General features: G+C 59.8%; 23 protein-coding genes. 20 read left to right on the forward strand and 3 right to left on the reverse strand.

The features are described 5' to 3' along the window. The first annotated feature begins 321 nt into the window (after positions 1–321). The 3 genes from FSO04_RS20125 (at position 322) to FSO04_RS20135 (ending at position 3,329) form a co-directional block, all read left to right on the forward strand. The gene (locus tag FSO04_RS20125; RefSeq protein ID WP_154561753.1) at positions 322–981 is read left to right on the forward strand and encodes an alpha/beta hydrolase; all 660 of its coding nucleotides are present in this window, start codon (positions 322–324) and stop codon (positions 979–981) included. 191 nt (positions 982–1,172) lie between these two features. Next, positions 1,173–2,225, forward strand: a complete 1,053-nt coding sequence (mreB, locus tag FSO04_RS20130) for a rod shape-determining protein (RefSeq protein ID WP_154561755.1) — start codon at positions 1,173–1,175, stop codon at positions 2,223–2,225. Positions 2,226–2,543: 318 nt separating this feature from the next. Continuing rightward, entirely contained in the window at positions 2,544–3,329 is a 786-nt protein-coding gene (locus tag FSO04_RS20135) for an alpha/beta fold hydrolase (RefSeq protein WP_154561869.1), read from the forward strand. Between the two features lie 14 nt (positions 3,330–3,343). Here FSO04_RS20135 and FSO04_RS20140 read toward each other — a convergent pair whose 3' ends face one another. Continuing rightward, entirely contained in the window at positions 3,344–3,745 is a 402-nt protein-coding gene (locus FSO04_RS20140; RefSeq protein WP_154561757.1) for a hypothetical protein, read from the reverse strand. A 434-nt stretch (positions 3,746–4,179) separates the two neighbouring features. On the opposite strand from FSO04_RS20140, the gene gltA reads away from it, so the two are divergent. The 3 genes from gltA to FSO04_RS20155 all read left to right on the forward strand — a co-directional run bounded on the left by gltA (position 4,180) and on the right by FSO04_RS20155 (position 9,523). Beyond that, complete coding sequence (gene gltA, locus FSO04_RS20145) at positions 4,180–5,478, forward strand: citrate synthase (protein ID WP_154561759.1); 1,299 nt, start codon at positions 4,180–4,182, stop codon at positions 5,476–5,478. Positions 5,479–6,508: 1,030 nt separating this feature from the next. Further along, the gene (locus FSO04_RS20150) at positions 6,509–8,791 is read left to right on the forward strand and encodes an amylo-alpha-1,6-glucosidase (protein WP_154561761.1); all 2,283 of its coding nucleotides are present in this window, start codon (positions 6,509–6,511) and stop codon (positions 8,789–8,791) included. A gap of 453 nt (positions 8,792–9,244) precedes the next feature. Further along, on the forward strand, positions 9,245–9,523 hold the full coding sequence (locus FSO04_RS20155; RefSeq protein ID WP_154561763.1) for a hypothetical protein: 279 nt from the start codon (positions 9,245–9,247) through the stop codon (positions 9,521–9,523). Between the two features lie 90 nt (positions 9,524–9,613). Here the strand turns inward: FSO04_RS20155 and FSO04_RS20160 are convergent, their stop codons facing one another. Then, positions 9,614–10,825 (reverse strand): MFS transporter, encoded by a 1,212-nt coding sequence (locus FSO04_RS20160; RefSeq protein ID WP_154561765.1) that lies wholly within the window; start codon positions 10,823–10,825, stop codon positions 9,614–9,616. 101 nt (positions 10,826–10,926) lie between these two features. Continuing rightward, positions 10,927–11,982: a LacI family DNA-binding transcriptional regulator gene (locus FSO04_RS20165; protein WP_154561767.1), complete on the reverse strand. Its 1,056-nt coding sequence runs from the start codon at positions 11,980–11,982 to the stop codon at positions 10,927–10,929. Positions 11,983–12,205: 223 nt separating this feature from the next. On the opposite strand from FSO04_RS20165, the gene FSO04_RS20170 reads away from it, so the two are divergent. The 14 genes from FSO04_RS20170 to FSO04_RS20235 all read left to right on the forward strand — a co-directional run bounded on the left by FSO04_RS20170 (position 12,206) and on the right by FSO04_RS20235 (position 26,420). After that, entirely contained in the window at positions 12,206–13,198 is a 993-nt protein-coding gene (locus FSO04_RS20170) for a substrate-binding domain-containing protein (protein WP_154561769.1), read from the forward strand. 170 nt (positions 13,199–13,368) lie between these two features. Further along, complete coding sequence (locus tag FSO04_RS20175; RefSeq protein ID WP_166618220.1) at positions 13,369–14,883, forward strand: sugar ABC transporter ATP-binding protein; 1,515 nt, start codon at positions 13,369–13,371, stop codon at positions 14,881–14,883. Further along, a complete protein-coding gene (locus FSO04_RS20180; RefSeq protein ID WP_154561773.1) occupies positions 14,876–15,889 on the forward strand; it encodes an ABC transporter permease in 1,014 nt (337 codons plus the stop codon). Before FSO04_RS20175 ends, FSO04_RS20180 begins: the two co-directional genes overlap by 8 nt. Positions 15,890–15,891: 2 nt before the next feature. Then, entirely contained in the window at positions 15,892–16,917 is a 1,026-nt protein-coding gene (locus FSO04_RS20185) for an ABC transporter permease (protein WP_166618221.1), read from the forward strand. Beyond that, on the forward strand, positions 16,914–17,789 hold the full coding sequence (locus FSO04_RS20190) for a sugar phosphate isomerase/epimerase family protein (protein ID WP_154561777.1): 876 nt from the start codon (positions 16,914–16,916) through the stop codon (positions 17,787–17,789). The genes FSO04_RS20185 and FSO04_RS20190 overlap by 4 nt, the downstream gene beginning before the upstream one ends. 136 nt (positions 17,790–17,925) lie before the next feature. Further along, complete coding sequence (locus FSO04_RS20195) at positions 17,926–18,552, forward strand: nucleoside/nucleotide kinase family protein (RefSeq protein ID WP_154561871.1); 627 nt, start codon at positions 17,926–17,928, stop codon at positions 18,550–18,552. 222 nt (positions 18,553–18,774) lie between these two features. Beyond that, complete coding sequence (locus tag FSO04_RS20200) at positions 18,775–19,281, forward strand: gamma-glutamylcyclotransferase family protein (RefSeq protein ID WP_154561779.1); 507 nt, start codon at positions 18,775–18,777, stop codon at positions 19,279–19,281. Between the two features lie 421 nt (positions 19,282–19,702). Next, entirely contained in the window at positions 19,703–20,557 is an 855-nt protein-coding gene (locus FSO04_RS20205; RefSeq protein WP_093635902.1) for a MurR/RpiR family transcriptional regulator, read from the forward strand. Positions 20,558–20,788: 231 nt separating this feature from the next. Beyond that, positions 20,789–21,811: an aspartate aminotransferase family protein gene (locus FSO04_RS20210; protein WP_168435760.1), complete on the forward strand. Its 1,023-nt coding sequence runs from the start codon at positions 20,789–20,791 to the stop codon at positions 21,809–21,811. A 28-nt stretch (positions 21,812–21,839) separates the two neighbouring features. Next, entirely contained in the window at positions 21,840–22,394 is a 555-nt protein-coding gene (locus tag FSO04_RS20215) for a carboxymuconolactone decarboxylase family protein (protein ID WP_154561783.1), read from the forward strand. A 280-nt stretch (positions 22,395–22,674) separates the two neighbouring features. Beyond that, complete coding sequence (locus FSO04_RS20220) at positions 22,675–23,100, forward strand: OsmC family protein (RefSeq protein ID WP_054035350.1); 426 nt, start codon at positions 22,675–22,677, stop codon at positions 23,098–23,100. Positions 23,101–23,281: 181 nt separating this feature from the next. After that, positions 23,282–24,124 carry an isocitrate lyase/PEP mutase family protein gene (locus tag FSO04_RS20225; protein ID WP_154561785.1) on the forward strand — a complete coding sequence of 281 codons (843 nt, stop codon included), beginning with the start codon at positions 23,282–23,284 and terminating at the stop codon, positions 24,122–24,124. A 63-nt stretch (positions 24,125–24,187) separates the two neighbouring features. Further along, positions 24,188–24,826: a TetR/AcrR family transcriptional regulator gene (locus tag FSO04_RS20230; protein ID WP_154561787.1), complete on the forward strand. Its 639-nt coding sequence runs from the start codon at positions 24,188–24,190 to the stop codon at positions 24,824–24,826. A gap of 31 nt (positions 24,827–24,857) precedes the next feature. Beyond that, complete coding sequence (locus FSO04_RS20235; RefSeq protein WP_154561789.1) at positions 24,858–26,420, forward strand: MFS transporter; 1,563 nt, start codon at positions 24,858–24,860, stop codon at positions 26,418–26,420. The last annotated feature ends 485 nt before the right edge of the window (positions 26,421–26,905 follow it).

Raw genomic sequence — 26,905 nt, forward strand, 5'->3', positions numbered from 1 at the left:
AGATGTGTATAAGAGACAGGTGTAGGTGGTGCAGGCGGGGCAGCGGCGGGCGCGGAAGAGGGCTGGCTCAAACGATTCTCCGGATGGCGATGCGACGGACGTTCTGCACGGCTTTCTATTCACCACCCGGGCAATGAGCTGGGCGGTCCCTCGAATGCTCGCAAAAAAGCATACCTGTATTCGCGTTTTGGCGTCGTCGAGCCATGCAGATCGGGCGACAGAACTGAATCCGGCAGCGTATGCTCCCGCCTGAGGCCGCATGGAGCGACACCACGCGCGGTGAAACCGAAAGTACGGCGGGTACAGAGAGAGGAATTGAATATGGCTTGGGAGCAATTCGAACACGGCTGGCGGCGCGCGCCGGCGATCACGCCGGCCAAGGCACTCGTGGTGCTGATGCACGGCGTGGGCAGCAATGCGCGCGATCTGATGCCGCTCGCGGACATCTGGAGCGAGAGTCTGCCGGACGTGGCGTTTGTCTCGCTCGACGGCACTGACGCTTTCGACGGCGGCTTTGGCGGCCGCCAGTGGTTCAGCCTGCGCGATGTCAACGAGGGCAATCGCGAGGCGCGTGTGGCCGCCGCCTATCCGGCATTGCGGCACATGCTCGAGGTGGAACTGGCGCACTGGCAGCTTTCTTTCGATCGGCTTGCATTGGTCGGTTTCTCGCAAGGCTCCATCATGGCGATGCATCACGTGGCGACTAGCGCGGAAGGCGCTGCGGCCGTCGTCGCATTTTCGGGGCGGCTCGCCTCGGTGATCGTCGCGCAGAACGGTACGCCGCTCACGCTCGTGCACGGCGAAGAAGACGAAGTGATCCCGGTACAGGAACTGGAATACGCTGCGGATGCCTTCAGCAACGCCGGCTACACGGTCGATGCGTACGCCTTGCCCGGCATTGGCCACACGATTAACGCGGACGGCGTCGAACTCGGCAAGCAGGCGCTGGAGCATGCGCTCGGCGCTTTGTCGCGCGACTGACACGGTCCCAATTGAAAAGTGGCCCTAAAGATTCTGATCTGCTTGCCGTTAACTGCTCATTAGCATGAAAATCACTCCCGCCGCGCGGACCGCGCAACGCCCATCTGGGCGTGCCACGCGGTTCGGGTGACCGGGGGCGCATTTTCCATATTGCCCTGCAAGGGCGGATAACGACACATCAGAGCCTTCCTATGGCCAGACCGACGCCGTATTACCCGCTTTTCGATCGACTGTTCCGTCATTCCGTGGCGGTGGACCTCGGCACGGCCAATACCCTCATCTATACCGACAACGGCGGCATCGTGCTGAACGAGCCGTCCGTCGTGGCTTTCCAGAAAGAGTCGGCCGCCGGGCAAAAACGCGTGACGGCCGTGGGCACCGAAGCGCGCCAGTTGCTCGGCCGCGCGCCGGGCAACGTCGAAGCCATACGGCCGATGCGGCACGGCGTGATCGCCAACTTTTCCGCTGCCGAACAGATGATCCGGCAATTCGTCGACATGGCCCGGCCGCGGCCGCTGTTCAGCCGGCGCGCCGCATTCACCCTGTGCGTGCCGGCTGGCGCCACCCAGGTCGAGCGTCGCGCGATCAAGGAAGCCGCGGTGGCAGCCGGCGCTTGGAAGGTCAGTCTGATCGGCGAATCGCTGGCGTCGGCGGTCGGCGCGGGCCTGCCGGTTTCGGAGGCGACTGGCTCGATGGTGGTCGACATCGGCGGTGGCACGACCGAAGTCGGCGTGATCTCGCTCGGCGGCCTCGCGTATAGCGGCTCGATTCGCGTGGGCGGCGACAGTTTCGACATGGCGATCGTCAGTTACGTGCGCAATCTGTATGGCGTGCTGCTCGGCGAACAAACCGCCGAACACGTCAAGAAGGGCATCGGTTCGGCCTTGCGCGAGGTGCCGATCGAGCATATGAACGCGACCGGGCGCAGCGTCGATGACGGCTTGCCGCGCACGGTTCAGTTGAGCAATCACGATGTCGCCGATGCGATCGAGGGTCCGCTGCGTCAGGTGATCGGCGCGGTGAAACGTGCGCTTGAAACGGCGCCGGCCGAACTGGTGACCGATATTGCGCACAGCGGCATCGTGTTGACCGGCGGTGGCGCGCTGCTCGGCAATCTGGGGCGCCGCCTGACCAATGAACTCGGGCTCGAGGTCCGCGTCGCCGATGAACCGCTCACTTGCGCGGTGCGTGGCGCGGGCGCGGCGGCCGCCGCCGGTTTGCTCGACGATACCGCCTACGAATGATTTGATGCGGGACGTCCCGCGTTGCAGGTGGCATGACCCTTCGGGCACGGCGCGCGGCTCGCGAGGCGCTCGGCATATAAGGCGCGACACGCACGCCGAACGAGCCTCGGCGCATATTGAATGGCTGTGTGACAATACGCCCCTTGTCCCAAATTCAGGGACGCGAACACGCTTTCTTCTTCAAATCCTTTTCTAGCCGGCACCGCTGATGGTTTCAGCCGTTGCCGCGCCGTTCGTGAACCACCTGTGAATCAATCCGTTTCCGCTTCTTCCTCTCCCGCATCCCCGTCCTTTATCGAACTGCATAGCGGCTTGCGCATGCCCTATGTGGAAGCCGGGGAAGGTGAACTGCTGCTGTTCGTGCATGGCTCGCTGTGCGATTACCGCTATTGGCAGCCACAACTCGCGGGTCTGGCGAAGCAATACCGCTGCGTCACGGTGAGTCTCACGCATTACTGGCCGGTGACGGATACCGAGCCCGACCAGCCGTTTAGCTGGAGCGAACATGCGGATGACGTGGCCGAATTCATCGATCGTTTCGGTGCCGGGCCGGCGCACGTGGTGGGTCATTCTCGCGGCGGGTGTGTGGCCTTTCATTTCGCCCGGCGCCATCCGCAGTACGTGCGCACGTTGACGCTCGCCGACCCTGGCGGACCGTTGCAGATTGCCGGGCGACCGCCCGCGAGTTTGCCGGAGACCGTGAACGCATTGCGCGCAAAAGCCGCGCAGTTGATCGAAACAGGTGAGGTGGAAGCGGGCTTGCAACTGTTCGTCGATTCGGTGAGCCGCCCTGGTTTCTGGGCGATGAGCACGCCGGGTTTTCGCAAGATGGCGACTGACAACGCACACACGCTCGCGCGTCAATTCCGCGACCCGTTGCCGGCTTACCTACCCGAGCAGGCGGCCGAGGTGCGCTGCCCGGTGCTGCTGATCGACGGAGAAAAGAGTCCCGACATGTTCCGCCGCACGGCGACGGCCCTGCAAACATGGCTGCCGGATACACGCCGCGAAACGGTGCGCGGCGCCTCGCACGGGATGAATCTCGCGCATCCGGCAGCATTCAATCGTTACGTCGACGAGTTCATTCGCTCAGTGGACGTTTGAATTGCCGGTGCAGTTCAGGCCTTGCGATGCGCGTCTTTATCGAGCGCGCGTTCCGCGGCTTCGCCGACGAGGCCGTGGTAGTACAGATGCACGCCGATCGCGAGCGAATCGTTGCGAATTTCGTGGAAGGCCTTCCATGCCTTCACCGGGTCTTTGAACAGCAGATAGTGCGCTTCCTGCGCGATCAGATCCGCGACTTCATGCAGGCCATGGCCGTGCAAAACATCCACCAGCGTATCGAGACTGCGATGGGTGCGCGCATCGGTACGCGGGTAAAGCATATGCAGCACCGCCACGTCTTGCGTCTTCAACGCTGCTGACAACGCCACGACGATATCCTGATGATTCAGCGCGGTGACGATGTTGTCTTCGGTATGGACGTGATCCGGAAACAGTGTTTCGAGTGAGGCGTTCATCTGGTCCTTCCTTGTTCTTCTGGCTGATTAAAAAGGCCCGCCGTAGAACGGCGGGCCAAAGACAGCGATGTGTTCGCAGGGGAAGCAAAACACGGATTCAGTATCGCAGAGCAGCGTCGCTTGTGCAGCCTGACGGCCGCAAAACATTGTTGCAGCAAGCGTACTAACTTTCATTTGGCTGGCAACGTCGCCCGGCGGACTCAGCGCGTTTTCGTGCCGCGTACTTCGGCTTATTTCTGCGTGTTTCCGGCGATTACGCCTATCTGTCAGGCAACGAATGTTGCGCCAGCCGAGATGGATTGTTGCTGTCAATCGCCGCAATCAAAGCACCTTCGGACCGTAGAATGCGAAGCGGAGCCTGAGCATGCCACGCGGCGATCCGACGATCGAGCATGCCGGCACGTGTGCGATGTGAAAGTAAAAGGAACGTGTAGATGAACTCGAAGACACACGCAACGCTGAGCTTTTCCGACAGCGATCAGACGATTGATTTGCCGATTTATCAGGGCACGCTCGGGCCGGATGTCATCGACATTCGCAAGCTGTATGGCCAGACTGGCAAGTTCACGTACGACCCGGGTTTCATGTCCACGGCGGCATGCAATTCCGAAATCACGTATATCGACGGTGACAAAGGCGAGCTGCTGTACCGCGGTTATCCGATCGACAATCTGGCGCAAAACGCCGACTTCCTCGAATCCTGCTACCTGCTGCTGAAGGGCGAACTGCCGAATGCGGAGCAGAAGGAAGAGTTCGTCAACACGGTCACTCAGCACACGATGGTGCACGAGCAGATGCATTTCTTCTTCCGCGGTTTCCGCCGCGACGCGCACCCAATGGCGATTCTGGTCGCCGCAGTGGGTGCATTGTCGGCCTTCTATCACGACTCGCTCGACATCAATAACCAGCAACACCGTGACGTGTCCGCGATCCGCATGATTGCGAAGCTGCCGACGCTGGTGGCGATGGCGTACAAGTACACCGTGGGCCAGCCTTTCGTTTATCCGAAGAACGACCTGTCGTACAGCGCGAATTTCATGCGGATGATGTTCGCCAATCCGGCGGAAGAGTACGAGGTCAACGACGTGCTGGTGCGCGCGCTGGATCGCATTCTGATTCTGCATGCGGATCACGAGCAGAATGCGTCGACCTCGACGGTGCGTCTCGCGGGTTCGTCTGGCGCTAATCCTTTCGCGTGTATCGCAGCGGGTATTGCATGCCTGTGGGGTCCGGCGCACGGTGGTGCGAATGAAGCCGCATTGAACATGCTGGAAGAGATTGGTTCGGTCGACAACATTCCTGAGTTCATTGCGAAGGTGAAGGACAAGAACTCCGGCGTGAAGCTGATGGGGTTTGGTCATCGCGTCTACAAGAACTATGATCCGCGCGCGAAGCTGATGCGTGAGACCTGTCACGAAGTGCTCGAAGAGCTGGGTCTGCATGATGACCCGTTGTTCAAGCTCGCGATGGCGCTCGAGAAGATTGCGCTTGAAGATGAATACTTCGTTTCGCGCAAGCTTTATCCGAATGTCGATTTCTACTCGGGGATTGTGCAGCGTGCGTTGGGGATTCCGACTGCGATGTTTACGTGTATCTTCGCGATGGCGCGGACGGTGGGGTGGATTGCGCAGTGGAATGAAATGATCGCTGATCCTGAGCAGAAGATTGGGCGGCCGCGGCAATTGTTCGTGGGGGAGACTCAGCGTGAGGCTCTGCCGCTTTCCAAGCGGTAAAGGTTTTGGGTTTTTGCCTTTGCGGCGCTTATTTGTCTGAGTGCCTGGGGCTTTGGCCTTTCCTTGATTTGTTAGTGGTCGATTAGCGTTGCCCCTGTGCGGGGCGGCACTTACTTCTCTTTGCCGGCTGCAAAGAGAAGTAAGCAAGAGAAAGCAGCTCAAACCGCTACTGCTAAGTGGGGCCCGTGGTCTGCTGCGGGTAGTGGCGCATCTGGAATCTGTGTTCGTGCCCCTGCATACGCCAGTGACAAGGGCGTCATACTTCCGGCGGCGCTGCGCGCGCCGAAGCGTACTTCATCAAACCACCCGCTACGTTTTGACGCTCACGCCTCGCCAACAGGTCGTGGCTCGTCGTTGCACCGCCATTACCATTGCGATTCCGATTGGAACGGTAACCGCGTCTGCGATCGGGACGGGGACGATGATTGCCGCGCACCGACATATCATTTGAAGAGGGGTTCCGGGGTGAATGCGGAGGCGCGTCGCCGAGGCGAAGCCGACGGCCCCCACGGACCTCGACCGAAGCCCGTGGTTTCCCATGCAGACCCGTCCGCGACGCACGTAGTGCGGAGTGGGAGCGGATGAGTCCTTTGTCACTAACGCGGAATGTGCGAGAACACAGATTCCAGATGCACCACTACCCGCGGCAGACCACGGTGCCCACTTAGCAGGAGCGGTTTGAGCTGCTTTCTCTTGCTTACTTCTCTTTGCAGCCGGCAAAGAGAAGTAAGTGCCGCCCCGCACAGGGGCAACGCTAATAGACCACTAACAAAACAAGGAAAGGCCAAAGCCCCAAGAACACAGACAAAAGCGCCGCGCAGGCAAAAAACCTGCACTTGGTGCAAAAAACCCTGCACATCCCATGCCAAACCAAAACCCAGAAACTCCTCTGTGATAAGTTCGTCTGACGCGGACAGACCCTCTACAATCGGAATCGACCAGCCAGCCCTCAACAGCATCCGAACCCGAAAGTCAACGTGAAAGCGAAAGCGAAAGCGAACCCGAACCCGAACACCATAGGAGCGACCTGATGCAGCAGCCAGAAGCCCTCGGCGGCCTGTCCCACTCGGGCGGAATCGACCACCGCGAACCCGAGCCGGACGGCGCATTCATCCCGACGGAAAACCTCAACGTCGCAAGCGCCACCCAGCACGTGCTGAAGTCTGGCGACACCTTTATCGTCAACGACCCCCTCGGCGATATCACCGGCCACGACGACGGCCTGTTCGTCAACGACACCCGCGTCCTCTCGAACCTGCGCCTTACATTCGGCGGCCGCGCGCCCTCGCTGCTGTCAGGCAGCGTCAGCAGCGACAACACCTCGTTCACCGCGCATCTGACCAACCGCCCCCTGCCGCCGCTCGGCGGCGACAGCACACCGGAAGGCGTGATCCACGTCGAACGCGTGCGTGTGCTCTCCGGCACCGTGCTCAACGAAGCCATCGAACTCACCAACTACGGCACGAGCGATGCAGTCGTGCCACTGTCCATCTCCTTCGCCAGCGACTTTCGCGACATGTTCGAAGTGCGCGGCCTCAGGCGCGACAAACAGGGTCGTGTCGAACCGGCGCGCGTCGAGAACCGCGAAGTGCTGCTCGGCTATGTCGGCCTCGATGACGTGGCGCGCAATGTGCAGATCGCCTTCTTGCCGGAACCGGACAAGCTCTTCGCCGATCGCGCGGACTACACCGTCAAGCTGCCGGCGCAAGCGTGCGTATCGATCTATCTGTCCATCTCGGTGCAAGTCGTCGCGCAAGCCGACAAGCCTGCCGCGGGCGTTGCGCAACCCACCCATGCGGTGAGCGAAGCCCATCTTTCGCAAATCGATGCGGAGCGCCCACGCGTCGGCCGCGCTGCTGTGCGCGCCGCACTGGTCGACGCCCACCTGGTGATGCGTGAGCGCCGCCGCGTCACCGCCCGAGTGCGTTCGAGCAATCCGCTCTTCAACGCATGGATCGACCGTTCGCTTGCCGACCTGGGTCTGCTGACGACCGATCTCGCCACCGGCCCGTATCCCTACGCCGGTATCCCGTGGTTCTCAACGCCGTTCGGCCGCGATGCAATCATCACGTCGTTGCAAACGCTGTGGCTGCAACCGAATCTCGCCGCGGGCGTACTGCGCTTTCTAGCCGAACATCAGGCACGCGAGAATTCGCCGTTTCGTGACGCAGCGCCCGGAAAGATCATGCACGAGATGCGTAAGGGCGAAATGGCCGCCACCGGCGAAGTGCCGTTCGCGCTGTACTACGGCGGCGTCGACAGCACGCCGCTCTTCATCGTGCTGGCCGGCGCTTATGCGGCACGCACGGGTGATCTCGCACTGGTCGACGAACTGTGGCCGGCATTGGAGCGCGCGGCGCAGTGGGTCGCGGGCGTGTGCGACAAGAACCGTTACGGTCTGCTGGACTATCAGCGCGAGTCCGACGGCGGTCTCGCCAATCAAGGCTGGAAAGACAGCCACGATTCGGTCTTCCACGCCGACGGCCGTTTCCCCGACGGCCCGATTGCACTCGTCGAAGTGCAGGCATATGCGAGTGCCGCCTTCGATACGATGGCTCACTTTGCCAAGCTGCGCGGACTGCACGATCAGGCCAAGCAATACAGCGAGCGCGCCAAGAAAATCCGTCAGTGCGTCGAAGAAAAGTACTGGATGGAAGAATCCGGCTTCTACGGCATCGCGCTCGACGGCCACGGCGAACTGTGCCGCGTGATGGCGTCGAATGCGGGCCACTTGCTCGCCTTCGGTTTGCCCTCGCGTGAGCGGGGCGAAGCGGTGGTGCACGCGCTCGACTCCACGCTGTTCCATACCGGCTGGGGCGTGCGTACGCTGGCCGCAAGCCAGGCGCGCTTCAACCCGATGGCGTACCACAACGGCTCGGTCTGGCCGCATGACAACGCGCTCTGCGCACGCGGCCTATCACGCTACGGCGGCAAGGCGGCGGCCGTGCGGCTGTTGCAGGCGCTGTTCCAGGCAGCAGTCAATTTCGACATGCGCTTACCCGAGCTGTTCTGCGGTTTCCCTCGGCGGCGGGGCGAGCCGCCTACCGCCTATCCGGTCGCCTGTCTGCCGCAAGCCTGGGCGGCGGGCTCGCCGTTCATGATGCTCGAAGCCTGTCTGGGTATCACGATCGATGCGGAGCGGCGCGAAGTCGTGATCGAGCAGCCCATGCTGCCCGAGGGCATCGACTGGCTCGAAGTCGGCGATCTGAAGGTGGGCGATTCGTCGGTGTCGATCACGTTCCGGCGGATCGGCGACAAGGTGGTCGCGTCGGCAGCCGAGCAGGGCGACGTGCGGGTGGTCGCGCTGCTGTAGAACCGCGTCTTCGCGAGGCACGAAGCGCACGGGCGGCTCGCAAACGATACCTGTCCTAGGGGCGCGGGCGAGTCAGCCGAAATTGCTTCGGTTGCTCACCGGCCCAATCAAAAGGCAACTCGAGCGGAGTGCATGTGCTGATGTTCAATACGGACACAAAAAATCCATTTCCACGTAGCTGTCATCATCACTGACGGTACGCCACATACCGTATCAGTGATAGAGAATTGGGGGCTGACGGTCCCTGTGACGAGCCGATGTCCGACGGCCGGCCTGACAGAGCCGCCTTCAAAGAACGCGCTTCGGATTGACGGGCAACTCGACGTTAAGCTTACAAAAGGTTACAGGAGTCGCCTCGACGTTTCACCTGCCGGTAGTTCCCTCATCTACCATCAAATTTGGGGATGTATCGAGCCGCTTGGGCGGACTACCTAACTTGAACGGAAGTGCATCATGAAACGCGCGATGGTTTTATTCGCTTTGGGAATTTGTGGTGCCAGCGCCTCAGGGCTAGCGTCGGCACATGCAGACGTCAACGTTTTTCTCGGCGTGCCCGGTCCGGTATATGTAGTGCCACCCCCCGTTGTCTATCAACCGCCTCCAGTGGTCTATGCGCCGGCGCCTGTATATGGTTACGGATATCAGGGCGAATACCGTGATGAACGTCATTGGCATGACAACGGCAAACACAAGGGCTGGTACAAGCACCACGGGGACGATGACGAACAATGAATCGTTGCGTAATCGTTATCTGATGTCGCGCAGGGTTCGCAACAACATTGCCCGTGCCCGGTTAGACGCACCTCTCGGCACCGTTTTCAACTAGATGGCGCGCTTTCGGCGTATTCCTCCGCCGATAGCCAGAGCGCACAGGGTCAGCAAACAGAACCCCGCTCCCGCGTAGAACGTCGCGCCGGCTCCCAGGCGGTCCCACAACTCACCTGCGACCACGCTCGCCACAAGCATCGCCAGACCGCTCATCAAATTGAAGAAACCGAACGCGGTGCCTTTCAGGTCCGGTGGTGCTGCATGCGCGACCATGGTCGCCAGCAAGCCCTGCGTGAGCCCCATATGCAGGCCCCACAACGCGACACCCAGCAGTACGACCGGCCAGTGGTTTCCATGCGCAAGTACGACATCCGATGCAATGAGTACCACTAGCCCGATGGCCAGCAGTTTCGTGTGGCTCATTGAATCGGCCAGCTTGCCAGATGGATAAGCAGACGTCGAATACACCAGGTTCATCGCAACCATAACGAGTGGCACCAGCGCCACCGGGACTCCACCCTGCATCGCGCGCAAGACAAGGAATGCCTCGCTGAATCGTGCGAGCGTGAACACCGCCCCAATGAATACAACCCACCAGTACGGCCGGCTCAGCTTCTTCAGGCTTTCGAGCTTCATCGGGTTGACGCGCTTCGCGTCCGAATGGTGCGCTGGTTCCTTGATGCCGAACACCAGCAACGACACCGCAACGAGCCCTGGAATCACAGCCACCCAGAATACGAGACGAAAGTTGTCTGCCCACAGCAGCATCAACACGACGGCGAGCAACGGCCCGAGAAACGCGCCGACCGTGTCGAGCGACTGTCGCAAACCATAGGCGGCGCCCCGCAGGTGAGCGGGCGTGATATCAGCTACGAGCGCGTCGCGCGGCGCACCCCGCACACCTTTCCCGATTCTGTCCGCGATGCGCGCCGTCAGAACGATGCCAGATGTTGGCGCGAGCGCAAACAACGGTTTGCTCAACGCACCCATGCCGTATCCGATGACCGCGAGCCATTTCCGGTTGCCAAGGTAGTCGCTGAGCGCGCCGGAGAACATTTTCACAATGGGTGCAGTCGCTTCCGCGACGCCTTCAATCAGGCCCACCATCATCGCGCTCGCGCCCAGACTCGTCACCAGGAACATCGGCAAAAGGCTGTGAATGATTTCCGAAGAAATGTCCATGAACATGCTGACGAAGCCGAGCATCCAGATACCACGTGGGATTTGGCTAAGCGTGCCGGCGCGCGGCGTGGAATTGGTCTGCATGTTTTCTCGATTCAGACGGCCTGGCGACGACCGTGGTCTTCACGGTCTCGCTTCGGAAATTACGACTGATGATTGTGACCGCAACCATTTCTAGACCGAAGTTATCGGTCAAACTCCTTCGTTTGCTCGGCTTCTTCAAACTTCTTGCCCAGAACTGTTGGCACGAGAATCAGAGAGCGGTCCGTCGAGTCATGGTTTTCGGCCAACTTGAACGCTTCAGAAATGATTGCTTGCACGTCCTGCCGCAACATGGTCACGTCGAAAGGTAGATTTGCCGCGAATGGGTCCCAGTCGAAGCAGCCAACAACCGCAGACTTCCACGCGTCGGGCGACAACGTCGATGTGAACTGAACCACCCCTTCAAACGCGGTAATCGAATTCATCAGCAAACCGGCTGGAAGTCGTCCAAGTTTTTCATAGCGAATTGAGAGTACGCGTTTGGCAGCAGCGGCGTTATATCCGCAACACTCGATTGCATCTGCAGCAGGCGTCATTTGACGAGCTTCGAAAGCGTCTCTGAATCCTGCGATACGCATCTCGGTCGCATATTCATCCGCTACACCTCCTAGCAAGACCAACTCGTCTGGCGCCGCGCCCCGTGCCAGCAGCTTTTCAATCAGCACATCCGTAATAGTTTGAGCGCCTTTGCGGTTATCGGAAACGACCGACGGCGCACCGTCTCCTGGCAGGTCCAGATTGATGGAAGGGACGCCTGCCGCCGAACAGAGCGTGTTCAGTGGTGTCGGGTTACGCACGCCGGCGATAAATAGCAGCTCAACCCGCTGCGATAGAAGTGTTTCAGTAACGCTCACCTCGACTGCAGGGTCGCGCTGAGTGCCCACGACTATCGGACAAAGGCCACGACTACGAGCCTGCTCTTCGAAGGTCTCGGCGAGTCCCGCGAAAAAACGGTTCCGATAATGGGGAAGAACCATACCCACTAGACCCGAGCGCGATAGCCTGAGTCCTCGAGCTTTCATGTTGACGTTATACCCAAGCTGGCGGGCGCTTTCGAGTATTCGGTTCGCGGTTTCCTCCTTGATTCGATAGCGAACCCAACTGCCGTTCAACACCATGCTGACTGTAGCCGTCGAGGAGCCGGTCGCCTTTGCGACGTCATAAATCGTGGACTTGCGTCCTGGGTTGCTGCTTGCCATCAAGTTGCTCCGAGGGCATTGCGCCGTTGTGTCCCGAAAAGGTAGCCGTTTCGCGACAGTACCCAACACCAGGGTTTTTACGGCTCGACCGAACTGCTAAATAGATTCAGCATACACCCACCCGAATTGCTAAATGGATTTAGCAACTTTAGCAAAATACGAAATCGGGCCTTTTATCACTCATTTAGGGCGTCTGCGTGCCCAGGCGTCTACCGGAGGAGACATGTTCAAGAACATCATCCGCAATTTGGGTGCCGGCGCAGTCGCGCTCGCTTTGACGACGAGTTTTGCATCGGCCTCGCCTGACAAGCCTGTAATCGGTGTCGTTGTGAAGATTGGCGGCATTCCATGGTTCAACGCCATGGAAGCGGGAATCAAGAAGCGCGCTGACCAGCTCGGCGTCAAGGCATTCATGGTCGGGCCGACGAGCGCTGACCCTGCGCTCCAGGTCCGAGCAATCGAGGACTTGATTGCGCAGCACGTAGACGTCATCGGCGTCGTGCCGAACGACGCACAGGTTTTGGAACCCGTTCTTCAGCGTGCCAGAGCCGCCGGTATCAAGGTCATCATCCACGAGTCCCCGAAGCAGCAGAACGTGGACTGGGACTTTGAACTGGCCTCGTCCAAAGGTTTCGGCGAAGCCTACGGAAAACGCCTTGGCGAGGCGCTGGGGGGGAAGGGCGAATACGCCGTTTTCGTCGGTTCGCTGACCGTGCCGCTCCATAACGCCTGGGCGGATGCGGCAATCGCCTACATCAAGGCCAACTATCCCGGGATGACCCTCGTCGGGGACCGCTACGGCGTCGCTGAAGACGTGGACGCGTCGCGCAAGACTGCGCTCGACCTGATGCGCGCTCATCCTAACTTGAAGGGCATCCTTGCGTTCGGCAGTCAGGGCCCGATTGGGGCAGCTCGCGCCGTCGCGGAGCAGCAGGCGAAAGGAAAGGTTCTGGTTCTCGGGCCGTTCTCGCCTGGACAGGGCCGAAAGCTCGTCCACGACGGCGTGTTGAGCGGCGGGTACATGTGGAATCCGGAAGTCGCTGGCGAAGTGTTTGTGACGCTGGGCACGATGCTCGTAAAGGGGCAGCCGATTAAGGACGGCACGAACATCCCAGGTCTGGGTGTTGTTCATCCCGACGGTCACAACTTGATTGTCGACCAACTGGTGGACCTCAACGCCAAAACCGTTGACGACCTCGCAAAGATGGGCCTCTGACCGCAATCCTTTTGCCGAACGGGTGAGCGCAGTTGTAGCGCCGCTTACCCGGAAGTTAACGGTACGACACATCTGGTCGCCAGCCAGTCACGTGCAAGTACCATCGGAGCGTTTCCATGAGTCAACCAGCTTCCATCAACGTCCTCCGTTCTCAACGAGGTGATGCGCACATGGCACCGGGTGCGCTCGACACCGGCGGCATGCCCCTGCTCAAGCTCGAGAACATTTCCAAAATCTTCGGTGGCGTTAAGGCGCTGCGGGCCGTGAAGTTCGACGTCATGCCCGGAGAAGTTCTCTGCCTTGCGGGCGAGAATGGCTGCGGCAAGAGCACCATCATCAAGATTATCAGTGGGGTCTATCGGCCGGAACCTGGCGCAGTGATGCTCATGGACGGTGAGTCAATCGAAGGGCTCGACCCGGGCAGGGCCCGTGACCTCGGTATTCAGGTCATCTGGCAAGATCTGGCGCTTTTCCCAGAAATGACCGTCGCGGAAAACATTGCTTTCGAGCAGAACCTGGGCTCTCGTCCGCGTATCGTCAGATACGGAAAGATGAAGGAGGCGGCACGCCGGATTCTCGAGCGGCTCGGAGTCTCCATCGACCTCAACCGTTCTGTTCGCTCGCTATCAATCGCCCAGCGCCAGGTCGTGGCAATCGCCAGAGCGCTTGTTCGCGACGCACGTCTTGTCTTCATGGACGAGCCGACTGCCTCGCTCAGCCATGCTGAGACCGAAGCTCTGCTGAAAATTGTCCGGCGACTTTCTGCGGACGGAATTGCCGTGGTGTTCGTCAGCCATCGGCTCGCTGAAGTGCTAGACGTCTGCACTCGCGTGACCGTTTTCCGCGATGGACAGTACGTCGGCACCTTTCCCACCGAAGGGATGACGCAAACCCGCCTCACGGAATTGATGACGGGCCGCACTTTCGACTATGAAGTACGCACGACAGACCTGACGAAAGCGCCGGTTGTGCTGGAGGTACAGGGGGTGTCACGAGCCCGTCAATACCATGACGTGTCGTTCAAAGTGCGACGAGGCGAGATTCTTGGCGTCACGGGACGCCTTGGCGCAGGAAGAACAGAAGTCGCATTGTCGCTTTTCGGAATGACCCGCCCCGGTACGGGTTCCATCCAGCTCGACGGAAAAGAGATTTCGCTGCGAACAAATCGTGACGCTATCCAGGCCGGGATAGCTTACGTATCCGAAGACCGACTTCAACTCGGCCTTGTACAGCCGCAATCAATCGGAGACAACACAGTCGCGGCGGTGTTGGACAAGCTTCTGGACGGCACACATCTCATCGCTTCCAAAAAGCGAAACGCGCTGATTCAAGACTGGATTCAGCAACTGGCCGTGAAAATCGGGAAACCGGACGACGCGGTCTCAACGCTGTCCGGCGGGAATCAGCAGCGCATTGTGCTCGCCAAGTGGTTGGCAACAAACCCGAAGCTTCTGATTCTGGATTCGCCCACCGTCGGCGTCGACGTCGGCGCCCGTGCTGGCATCTTTGCCATCATCCACAAGCTCGCTGCTGAGGGTATGGCCATCTTGCTGATATCGGACGAAATTCCGGAGGTTTACTTCAACTCCGACCGAATTCTGCATATGCGCGACGGCCGCATCGTTAAAGAGTACGTGCCGGGAACGACAACGATGGAACAAATCGAGCGAGACGTTCATGCCTGATTTTCGCAAACTCGGAATCGGTTCGATTGAGGCTCTGCTGATTCTCGTTATCGCCGTCATGGTGATTGGCCTCAGTCTTTCAACCTCGACATTCCTTACTCTTCCAAACCTGTTCGACCTGCTTAATCAGAGTTCTGTCAACATCATTTTCGCAGTCGGGCTACTGGTCGTGCTGATTGCTGGTGGCATTGATATCTCATTCGCCGTCGGCGCATCGGTGATCCAGTACCTCACTGCGTTGACAGTGTTGCGACTCGGTGGCGGTAACTGGGCGCTAGGTTTCATTGTCTCTGCCTGCTTCGGCTTCGTGCTTGGCTCCATCAACGCCACGATTATCTACAGATTTCGCATCGTCTCGATTGTCGTGACGATTGCCACGTTCAACGTGTTTTTCGGTGGATTGATGTTTCTCACGGGCGGGGTGTCCATCTACGACCTGCCGGACTGGTGGACTAATAGAGTCTCTATTATCAATTTCAACACCGCGAGTGGTAATGCGAATCTCGCACTGCCTGTGGCCGTGATGATCGTCATGGTCATAGCAACATGGTTTCTGCTGCGGCGCACGACAACCGGTCGACAGCTCTACGCCATGGGCGACAACCCCGAGGCGGCGCGACGCGTGGGGGTCAACATAGGTGCGATGCATTACATCGCTTTTGGCTGGCTCGGCATGATGGCGGGGATTGCCGGACTCATGCAAGCCCACTACGTGCAGGAAGTCGTTCCGAACGCGTTTTATGGCCGTGAACTGGATGTGCTCGCTGCTGTGGTGCTCGGTGGTGCAAGGTTAGGCGGTGGGCGCGGCACAATCCTCGGCGCCATTCTTGGCATCCTCCTGACCGCTATCACCGCCAACGGCCTGAACTTGCTAGGTATCTCGCCGTATGCGTTCAAGATGATTATCGGCGCCATCATTCTTATCGCCATTACGTTGTCGAGCGGAGGTTTCGCCAAGCTCGTCGGAACGCGATTCACGTCACAAAGCGTAAAGGCCTCGTCATGAAAATGTCCTCATCTCAACGCGCGGCCGCGCCGCTCGTACCCGCAGACGTCGCCGGCTTGCTTGGGTTTCTGCTGCTCGTCATCGCAGTCCTGAGCTTCGCATCTGAGCGTTTTTTCTCAGCGAGCACATTCGTGTCGGTAGCGTTCCAGTTGCCGGAACTCGGGTTCTTTACGCTGGCCATGCTGATGCCCTTGATTTCCGGTGGCTTCAATCTCGCGGTGACTTTCACGGCGAACATATCGGGGTTGGCGATGGCGTGGGTGCTTCATACGTACGGCGGAGCGGACGCCGGCGCCGTAGCCATCATCCTCGGCATTGCTGCTGCATTGGCCACCGGCTCCGCAGCCGGTTGGGTGATGGGTGCCGTCATTGCGCGCACCGGAGCAAGCCCAATCCTCGTGTCTTTATCGATGATGATTTTCTTGCGCGGATTAGGGGAGTTCCTCACACGTGGGGGCGACATCTCCGGGTTTCCGCCGTTTGTGCGCGAAATGGGCAACGGTGTCTTCCTCGGCGTACCGATTCCCCTCCTGATTTTTCTCGGCTGCGCATTACTTTGGCACGTTGTCATGACACGGTCGCGGCTAGGTTTCGCCACACGCATGATTGGTTCAAATCTGGAAGCAACGCGATATTCCGGCATCGCGACGACACGCGCCGTCACGCGAATCTACATGCTGTCGGGGCTGATGTGCGGCGTCGCTGGCGTGGTGATGGCGGCCCAGTTCAACTCGGTTCGCGTTGGCCATGGAGAGGCCTTTCTGCTCATCTCCGTGCTTGCGTGCTTCCTGGGCCGCGTCGACCCATTCGGCGGCTTTGGCCGTGTGGTTCCGGTCGTGATTGCACTGGTAATTCTGCAGGTTATCGCTTCAGGCCTCAATTTGCTCGGTGCCAACCAACACCTGGCGACTGCGTTGTGGGGTGTCTTCTTGCTTGCCGTGATGCTCTTCCGTTGGGCATGGGCGAACAGCATTTCGAAAACTTTGGTCCGCAGGCGCGTGACCGCATCTGAAGGAGTGACACAATGAATAAGCTTGGCGTACACGCACTGGTATGGGCTGGCGATCTCACCCCCGAATCGACTCGCAAGGTTCTGAGCCGGACCAAAGCCGCTGGGTTCGAGCTGGCTGAACTGTCCTTGCATGGTCCGAAGGTCATGGACCTGGCGCTCACGCGGGATTTGCTGCAAGAACATGAGCTGGATATCGGTTGCTCGCGCGGTCTCACCTTTGATGCGGACGTGTCCAGCGAGGATTCTGCTACGGTCGCACGCGGGGTTTCGATGCTGGAGGAAGGTATCAGCGTCACGGCTGAGCTGGGTGGAGGCTACTTCGGCGGGATTCTTTACGGCGCGATGGGAAAATACAACGCACCGGTTACCAGACAAGGCCGCCGCAACGCGATTGATTCGCTCAAGCGCATTGCTGATTTCGCGCTGAAGAAGAACGTGACGCTTGGGCTTGAAGTGGTAAATCGCTACGAGAGCAATTTACTGAACACTGCATCGCAGGCGCTTGCCATGATTGACGAAGTCGATGCGCCCAATGTTGTCGTTCATCTCGATACGTATCACATGAACATTGAGGAATCCGATTTCATGCAACCGGTTCTTCAATGTGGCAAGCGTCTTGGCTATGTTCATATCGGGGAAAGCAATCGCGGGTACCTCGGGTCGGGGACTATCGACTTCTCTCAGTTCTTCCATGCACTCGCCATGATTGACTACAAGGGAGTCGTGACTTTTGAGAGCTTCTCGTCGACGGTCGTCAACGAGCAGTTGTCCAATGCGTTGGCAATCTGGCGCAACTTGTGGGACGACGGTATGGACCTGGCGAAACATGCGCGGGAGTTCATCGCGGGTGGCATCAACGCCGCCGCGCGAGCAAAATCGCACCACTAGACGCCCACCGGGTGAAGCAAGTGTCGCGACAGCACAATGCGTTGAGAAACGTTGATGCGAGCGGTTCGGCAATCGGGCCTCGGCGAGGATAAGAATAGTGCTCGCCGACCGCCACTTTTTTGGAATACCCTGGATTATGTCGACGATTGAAGACCGCTACCTCGGTCGCCTCCACCAGTTAATTTCTGACGGGCGGCGCCAAATCCTCGGTTTGGTTGGTGCGCCGGGTGCGGGCAAATCAACACTGGCGCAAGCAATCCTTGATGCTTTTCCCGGAAAGGCAGTGGTTGTGCCGATGGACGGGTTTCATCTTGCGAATGTCGAACTCGCACGGCTCGGTCGCGCATCCCGCAAAGGTGCCGAAGATACGTTTGACAGTGCGGGGTATGTCGCACTTCTGAGGCGCCTGCGTGAGCAGCGTCACGACGAAACAATTTACGCTCCCACATTTCGCCGGGAAATTGAAGAACCCATCGCCGGCGCAATCCCTGTGGCGCCTGATATGCCGCTTGTAATCACTGAAGGGAATTACCTCCTTCTCGAGCATGGCCATTGGAAAGCTGCGCGACCGTTGCTCGACGAAGTTTGGTATGTCAACGTCGACCCAGACCTGCGACGGCAGCGTCTTGTTAGCCGGCATATTGGTTTCGGGCGGGACCAGGCTGCAGCAGAGCAGTGGGTTCAGAAAACTGACGAAGTGAACGCGACCTTGATTGATTTAACTAGAGAGCGTGCCGATCTTCAATTCCATTGGTCATCGTAAGGCACATTGAGGGATTCTGGCACCCCACGAGGCGATGCATTATGCGTTGGTCTCCTCGAGTATCTATGGATTTCCGGTTGAACATTGATAAAACTTCACGATGGAATCAATCAAGCGCTGGTCGTCTCACTTACCCTCTACGCGGAACTATTTGCAGCGACGGCGACCGTCTAAGCCGACTAGCGAAATTGTGACATCGGCCATTCTATTGAGGGGGCAAGCATGTTCACAACCGACGAATTCGCGTATTTCGCATATGGCTCAAACATGTCGGCACGCCGATTGGTCGCACGGGTGCCGTCCGCGAGGGTCGTCGCGTCAGGATTCGTAAGCGGATGCCGACTCGCGTTCGACAAGATCAGTAACGACGGGTCGGGCAAATGCGATTGCGAGAACACTGGGGTTGCTGGCGACAGAGTGTACGGCGTCATTTTCGGGGTGGCCTTTCGGGACCGTGTCGTGCTCGACAGGTTCGAAGGGGCCGGCGCCGGTTATGAACCTAAAACAGTACATGTTGAAACCAACGTTTGCGGCTTAGACGCGCTCACATACTTCGCCACGAAAAAACGTTTCGGCCTCACACCGTATCACTGGTACAAGCGGCATGTGCTCATCGGTGCACGGGAGGCAGGTCTTCCCGCCGACTACATTCGTGCCATCGAAGCGGTCGCTTCTGTTGACGACTCCCAGCAGTCAAGGGCCGAGAAGGAGGCACGTCTGTACGACTGATTGAGTAAGGTCGCTAGGCCAGATGTTGTTCGCAACTGGTTTTTTTCAGACCAGCTTTGTTTGCGATGCTGAGAGCTAAGCCTTTGATTTTGCAACGGTCAGATTTGGCGCAGATATGACTCTCTTGAATCCAATTGCCATTGTAACTATTGCAACGCCCTAGAAGACGCCATCCGCTCGGATGTTTGTTGTTGCGCTTGCGTGGCCATTGCGCAATCAAATCAGCCCGTTAGCGAGAATGGGACGAGAAGCCCTCCCAGTCGGGCCAGTTTGTTTTGCGAAAAGCTAGCCAGGACAGAATTGATTGCGATAGGACAGGTATTGTTTGCGAGCCACCACGAACTGGAAGTTCTGTTGGATGCGATACACCGGGTGGTAACATTTGTTGTCATTCTTATCGACCGTTCGCCCGGTATATCGCATGCCAGACAGTTTTGACCAGCTCGCCGCCCTGATCCGGGCGCGCTTCTCCGAACTGAGTCCGCAGTTCCAGATGGGAGCAGGGTTCCTGCTCGATCATCCCGATGAAGTCGCGGTCTCGTCGATGCGCAAAGTGGCCGAGCGCGCGCAGGTGCAGCCGGCTTCGCTGGTGCGTCTGTCGCAGCAACTGGGTTTTCCCGGCTGGAACGAGTTGCGCAACCTGTTCGTCGCGCGCGTGCGCACGCGGCCCGAGCCGCTCACCAGTCGCGCCCGTTCGCTCGTCAAATCGAAAGATGCGCTGGCCAGTGACCTGCTGGTCGCGCAACAACACAACCTTGAGGTCACCGCCGCGCATAACGGTCGCGTGATCGTGGAAGCCGCGCGTCTGTTGCGGCGCGCGCCGCATGTGCATGTAGCAGGCTTTCGCTCCTGTTATGCGGTGGCGTTTGGCCTTGTCTACGGCTACCGGCTGTTTCGTTCTTCGGTGTCGCTGCTCAACGGCGAAGCTGGCACGCTCGAGATGCAACTGCGAACGGTCGCGCGTGACAGCGCCACCATCGTCATCAGCTTCGCGCCCTATTCAGTCGAAGCGGCACGCGTGGCCGAAGCCGCGCTAGAAAAGGGCAGCAAGCTGATTGCAATCACGGATAGCGCGGTTTCGCCGATCGCGTTGAATGCCGACAAGGTGCTGATTTTTTCGCACGAAAGCCCGTCGTTCTTTCCATCGCTGGTGGCGGCCACGGCGATTGCCGAATCGCTGGTCGCGCATCTGCTTGCGCTGGAAGGGGCGGGTGCCGTCGAGCAACTCGGCATCGCCGAGCAGTCGCTGCATGAAAAGGGCGCGTACGTACCTTGAAGTTTTTCCTCTGAACTAGGCAGCAGCGTGTCACGGAGCGCAGATGCTCCGTTTACTTCATCGTCACATTGTTTTGCAACAACTGTTGTTTATAAGTATAAATGCGTACCAATTGTTGAATGGATGCGAGCCGTGGTGTCGAAGCAGAATTTAAGCCATCTTTCAGATGGGCGGTGAGCCGTATGACATCGGTTACCGGCTGGGTGAACTCGCCAGACCGGTGTTCGCCGAATACATGGAGCAAAGCAGCCACTGCCGGTGGCTATCGCCGGCGACGGCATCGAGATCATCGATTCCACCGGCAAGCGCTATATCGATGCCTCGGGCGGCGCAGCCGTCTCGTGCCTCGGCCACAGCAACCAGCGTGTGATCGACGCGATCAAGCGGCATGCGCAGCAATTGCCGTATGCGCACACGTCGTTCTTCACCACCCTGGTCGCCGAGGAACTCGCCGACCGCCTGGTGGCGAGCGCACCGCAAGGGCTCGAACACGTGTACTTCGTGTCGGGCGGTTCGGAAGCGATGGAGGCGGCGCTGAAACTGGCGCGGCAGTATTTTGTGGAGAAGGGCGAGTTGCAGCGCCGTCATTTCATCGCGCGTCGCCAGAGCTATCACGGCAACACGCTGGGCGCGCTGGCGATCGGCGGCAATGCGTGGCGGCGCGAGCCTTTTCTGCCGATTCTGATCGAAGCGCATCACGTGAGCCCGTGTTACGCGTATCGCGAGCAGCGCATCGACGAAACCGAAGAGCAGTTCGCGCAGCGTCTCGCGGATGAACTCGAACAGAAGATTCTCGAACTCGGCGCTGACACGGTAGCCGCATTCGTTGCGGAAACGGTGGTGGGCGCAACGGCCGGCGCCGTGCCGCCGGTGCGCGAATACTTCCGCAAGATCCGCGCGGTGTGCGATCGGTACGGCGTGCTGCTGATCCTCGACGAGATCATGTCGGGCATGGGCCGCACAGGCTACGTGTATGCGTGTGAAGAAGACGGCGTTGCGCCGGACATCCTCACGATCGCCAAGGGGCTCGGCGCCGGCTATCAACCGATCGACGCGCAGCTGAAACTGCACGCGGCGATCCGGCGCGAAGCGTTCGTGCGTGGTTTGATGGTGTATCCGATGGGTGGCACGGTCGACGGCAAGATCGGCGATCATGTGCTGCTGGCGCCGCCGTTCATCTGCACGGCGCGCGACATCGACGGGATCGTCGGCCGGTTGAGCGATGCGATCGAAGGCGCGTTGACCGCCATCTGACACCCTTTCCCTTTCAGCGAGATCCGCGATGACCGAGCGTTTGCCTCACTTCGAACTATCTGAAGCCACAGCCGAGCAAAAGGCCGTACTCGACGAGATTCTGTCCGGTCCACGCGGCAATCTGAACGGGCCGTTTCTGGGCTGGATTCATAGTCCGGAGCTGGCGCAGCAGGCGCAGCGACTCGGCGCGTTCTGCCGCTATCGCACCGGCTTGCCGCTGCGCCTGTCGGAGCTGGCGATTCTGGTGACCGCGGCGCGCTGGCAGGCGCAGGCCGAGTGGTATATCCACTATCCGATCGCTCTCGATGCCGGGGTAGCCGAAGCGGATGCCGAGGCGATCCGACAGGGTCATCAGCCTTCCTTCGCGGATGCCGATGACGCATTGATCCATGACTTCGCGAGCGAACTGTACGATACCAAACGGGTGTCGGATGTCACCTATAGAAAGGCGGTCGGGCGCTTCGGCCACCAGGTCGTGATCAACCTGGTGGGCTTGCTCGGCTATTACGCCCTAGTGGCGATGACACTGAACGTGTTCGACATGCGCGCAGTGGGGCAGGAGAGTTTGCCGTTCGCGGAGTAGCGACTGCGCGCTGCGTCTGCTGCACGCACTGCTGCACGGACTGTGACGCGCATCGGCGAACCGTATCCCGGCGTCGTCACGACACTGGCACACGGAAGCGCCTATGATGAAGTTCGGTCCACGCCCGCACCTCTTGCGCCGCGCGGCACGCCCCGAAGGCATACCCCTCGGGGCACTCGCGACCGATGCCGATACTACGAATACCCGGGCTGGACCGTTGTGGGCGGCATCACGTAGGGTTGAGGAGCGGTGCGAAGCAGGGCACAAACAGGAGAGAGCGATGAAGCGCAAGGCATCAGCAGTCTGGCAAGGCGGCCTGCAAGACGGCAAGGGCTCGATTTCCACCGACAGCGGCGTCCTCAAGGACACCCAATACTCGTTTGCCACGCGCTTCGCGGACGGCATCGGCACGAATCCGGAAGAGCTGATTGCGGCTGCGCACGCGGGTTGTTTCTCGATGGCGCTATCGGCCGAACTGAGCAAGGCGGGCATCAAGCCTGAACGTATCGGCACCACGGCAACCGTCACGCTCGACAAGGACGGCGGCGGCTTTTCGATTACCGCGGTGCATCTGGATGTGGCCGTGAAAATTCCCGGTGGCGACAAAGCGGCGTTCGAGAAGGCGACCGCGGACGCCAAGGCGGGCTGCCCGGTTTCCAAGGTACTGAACGCCACCATTACGATGGACGCGAAGCTCGAAACCTGAGCGCGCGGTTCATCTATTGCGGACAGATGAAGGGCTGGCTGGCGGGGGTAGCCGGACCGCCGGCTGCCACTCTCCGTTCATTTCCTTCATTTGCTGCTTATTTGCCATTTAACGAACGCACAACGACGATCCGGCAGCGCGTGGGCGCAAACGCCGGTCGCCGTCTTCAATGGGACCGTCGATGACAACGCAAACCGAAAAAGCACGGCAATTCCAGTCATATCACGCAGCGGGCGAGGCCTTCATCATCCCGAATCCCTGGGACATCGGTACCGCGCGGCTGCTCGCGCTGACCGGCTTCAAGGCGCTCGCCACCAGCAGCGCAGGCTATGCTTTTTCGCGTGGCCTGCCGGATAACGCCATCGGCCGCGCGCAGATGATGGTGCATCTTGCCGAAATCGCGGGTGCGACCGATTTGCCGGTCAGCGCTGATCTGGAAAACGGTTTCGGCGACGCCCCGGAAGACTGCGCCGAGACGATCATGCAGGCCGCGGCTGCGGGTGTGGTCGGCGGTTCGATCGAGGATGCAACCGGTCGTGCGGACGAGCCGATCTACCCGTTCGAGGCTGCCGTGGAGCGCGTGCGCGCGGCAGTCGTCGCGGCGCGTGCTCTGCCGTTTCCCTTCACGCTGACGGCGCGAGCCGAGAACTACCTCGTTGGTCGGCCCGATCTGGACGATACGATCCGGCGTCTGCAGGCTTACCAGGAGGCTGGGGCGGATGTGCTTTATGCGCCCGGCCTGAAGACGCGCGAAGAGATCGCCACCGTGGTCAGCTCGCTCGACCGGCCGGTCAATGTGCTAATGGGCTTGCAGGGCGTCCTGCTCAGTTTCGAGGACCTGCAGGCGCTGGGTGTGCGGCGTGTCAGTGTGGGCGGCTCGTTGGCGCGCGCGGCGTTGGGTGCGTTTCTCCGTGCCGCGCACGAAATGCGCGATCACGGCACCTTCAACTACACGAAAGAGGCCGCCAGCGGCAACGAGATCAACCAGCTCTTCACGAGCGCTGCGCAGAAGTGGGGCAAATAGACGGTCGTGCCCGTTTCGAATCTCGCCTTGCTTTCTTGAACGGTTGGTCATAATATCCGTCGGATGAAGCAATCTGGCAATTCGAAACAATTCGCGAAAAAAGAGGGTGAGGCCTGCCCTCGCGGGCGGCCGCGCGAGTTCGACACGGACACCGTCTTAACGAGCGCGAGCCAGGTTTTCTGGAATCACGGCTACCACGCCACCTCGATCGACGACCTCTGCAAGGCTACCGGCCTGTTGCGAGGCAGTCTGTACGGCGTATTCGGCGACAAGCACGGCATCATGCTCGCCGCGCTCGATCACTACGCGGAAGGTTCGGTCGCCCGGTTGGCCGAACGGTTGAACGCACCGGTGTCGGCGGAAGAGGCACTGCGCAACGCTTTGCTGCATTACGCCCGGGTCGCGTGCGCGCTGACCGGCGAGCGTAGCTGCTTCATCACCAACACCACGCTGGAGATGCAACCCGGGGACGAGGAACTGCGTACCCGCGTCGCGGCGATTCAACGCCGCATGGCGACGTTGCTGGCGGCCTCGGTGATTCGCGGCCAGGCGAGCGGCGCGTTCAATTCCACGCTCGACGAAAAAGCCGTCGGCGATTTCCTCCTGTGCGTGATGCAAGGACTGCGCGTATTGGGGCGAGTCGCCCACAAGGAAGATGCGCTGATCGGAATCGTGGACGTCGCCATGCGCGCGCTCGTCTAATTTTTTTTACCTAATTTTTGAACGAACGGTCATGAATAGAGACCCGATCAAGTCCGCTCCGGCGGCATTTGCTGGACCGGTAGGCGGAGCCGCCGCCGCTTGCCCAGGCGTCGGTGCGGTGGCCGCCAGCGAAGTTGCCACAGGTACGACGGCCACCAGTGCCGGGAAGGCTGCGTCCGGCTTCGAGCGCCAGGGGCTCGCGCTCGCTGTGCTGTTCGTCGGCGCCTTCCTCGCACCGCTCGACTATTTCATCGTCAACCTCGCGCTGCCGTCGATTCACACCGACCTGAACGCCACCGACGCGCAATTGCAACTCGTGGTGTCCGCCTACGCATCCGCTTATGCCGTGCTGCTGATCACGGGCGGGCGTCTCGGTGATCTGTTTGGCCGGCGCCGCATGTTCATGACGGGCATGGCGGCCTTCGTGGTCGCCTCCGCGCTGTGCGGCTTCGCCACCAGTGGCCACATGCTGGTGATCTCGCGGATCGTGCAGGGCATCGCCGCCGCGGTCATGGCGCCGCAAGTGCTCGCGACCATCCGTGCGGTCGTGCCGCTGCATCGGCAGACCAAGGTCATGAGCCTCTATGGTTTCGTGTTCGGGCTTTCGTCGATCGTCGGGCAACTAGGCGGCGGCGCGCTGATCACCTATCACCCGTTCGGGCTCGACTGGCGCATCATCTTTCTGATCAACATTCCGATCGGCATCGTGGCCTTCATCGGCACATGGAAGTTCGTGCCGGAAAATCAGCCGGCCACGAACACCGGCATCGACCTGAAGGGCGTCGCGCTGCTCTCGATGGTGCTGCTGCTGGTCATCTATCCGATGACGCACGGCCGTGAAGCCGGCTGGCCGACGTGGACCTTCGTGATGTTCGCGCTGGCAGTCCCCGTATTCGCGCTATTCGTGGCGACCGAGCGGCGCGTCGAGCGCGGCGGCGGCCATCCTCTGGTGGATCTGCAATTGTTCCGCAACCCGGCCTTCGCACTGGGCCTCGTGCTCGCGTTCCTGTTCTATTGCAACAGCGCGTTTTTCCTGACCTATGGGATCTTCCTGCAAACCGGTTTGCACTGGACGCCGCTCGCTTCGGGTATGGCCATCATGCCGTTCGCGATCGGCTTCGTGGTCGGGCCGCTGACGTCGCCGGCGGTGGTCAAGCGCATCGGCGGTCACGTGCTGGCGCTCGGCTTCTCGATGATGACCGTCGGCTTCACGGTCACCGGCTGGTCCGCGACCCATGCCGCTACGCCTGATCTGTTGTTCTACTGCGGACTGGTGTGCGCGGGCGTCGGTCACGGTCTGCTCCTGCCGTCGATCATGCGCATCGTGCTGCTGGAAGTCGTGCCGGAGAAGGCCGGGCTTGCCTCGGGCGTGGTGTCGTCGACTTTGCAGATCGGCTCGGCGTTCGGCACGGCGGCCATCAGCGGTGCGTTTTTCGGTGTGATCGGCGGCCGCGAGACACCGGCTGCCTATGCGCACGCGTTCCAGTACAGCCTCGCGATCAACGCGTGTCTGATGTTTGTGTGTATCGGTTTGAGCGTGCTGCTCGTGCGGCATCAACAACTCGCACTGCGCCGGGCTGCCCAGCCGGTTTGAAAATAGCGGACGGGAAATCGTTTTCAACGGTGGTCGCTAAAAACTATTATGCACTTTAAACAGAACTGGTTTTGGAGTGGCTGCATTTACCGATGAGTTTCCCGTTCATAGGTAATTCCGCGTGTGAGTGATCAGAATAAACCCGAATCGGGTTTGTCGGTGGCAGTGTAGATATGACAAATCCAGTGCGCATTTTCTACTTGCGGACCGGGTTTGCCGCCGTAAGTTTTGCGATCGTGCAATGCCGCACGGGTGGTGGCCTGGCGTCGTTATAAAGGGTTTTCCCCGGCTTTACCCATCGATAGCCGGGGTGGAAAGCACTATTCCAGTGCCAATGAAAACGGTATCAATAAAAAGCGCTTGCCGTGGTTAATTTCGATTGTTAATCTTGGCCAACTTTTAGAGTTTTCATTCGGCAGGGTTCTATGTTGCAAAGCACGGTGCGATGACTTTATTCCGCTCAACGGGTTCCGTAGGGGATTGAA

Origin of the sequence: Paraburkholderia madseniana (assembly GCF_009690905.1) — a bacterium.
Taxonomy (GTDB): Bacteria; Pseudomonadota; Gammaproteobacteria; order Burkholderiales; family Burkholderiaceae; genus Paraburkholderia; species Paraburkholderia madseniana.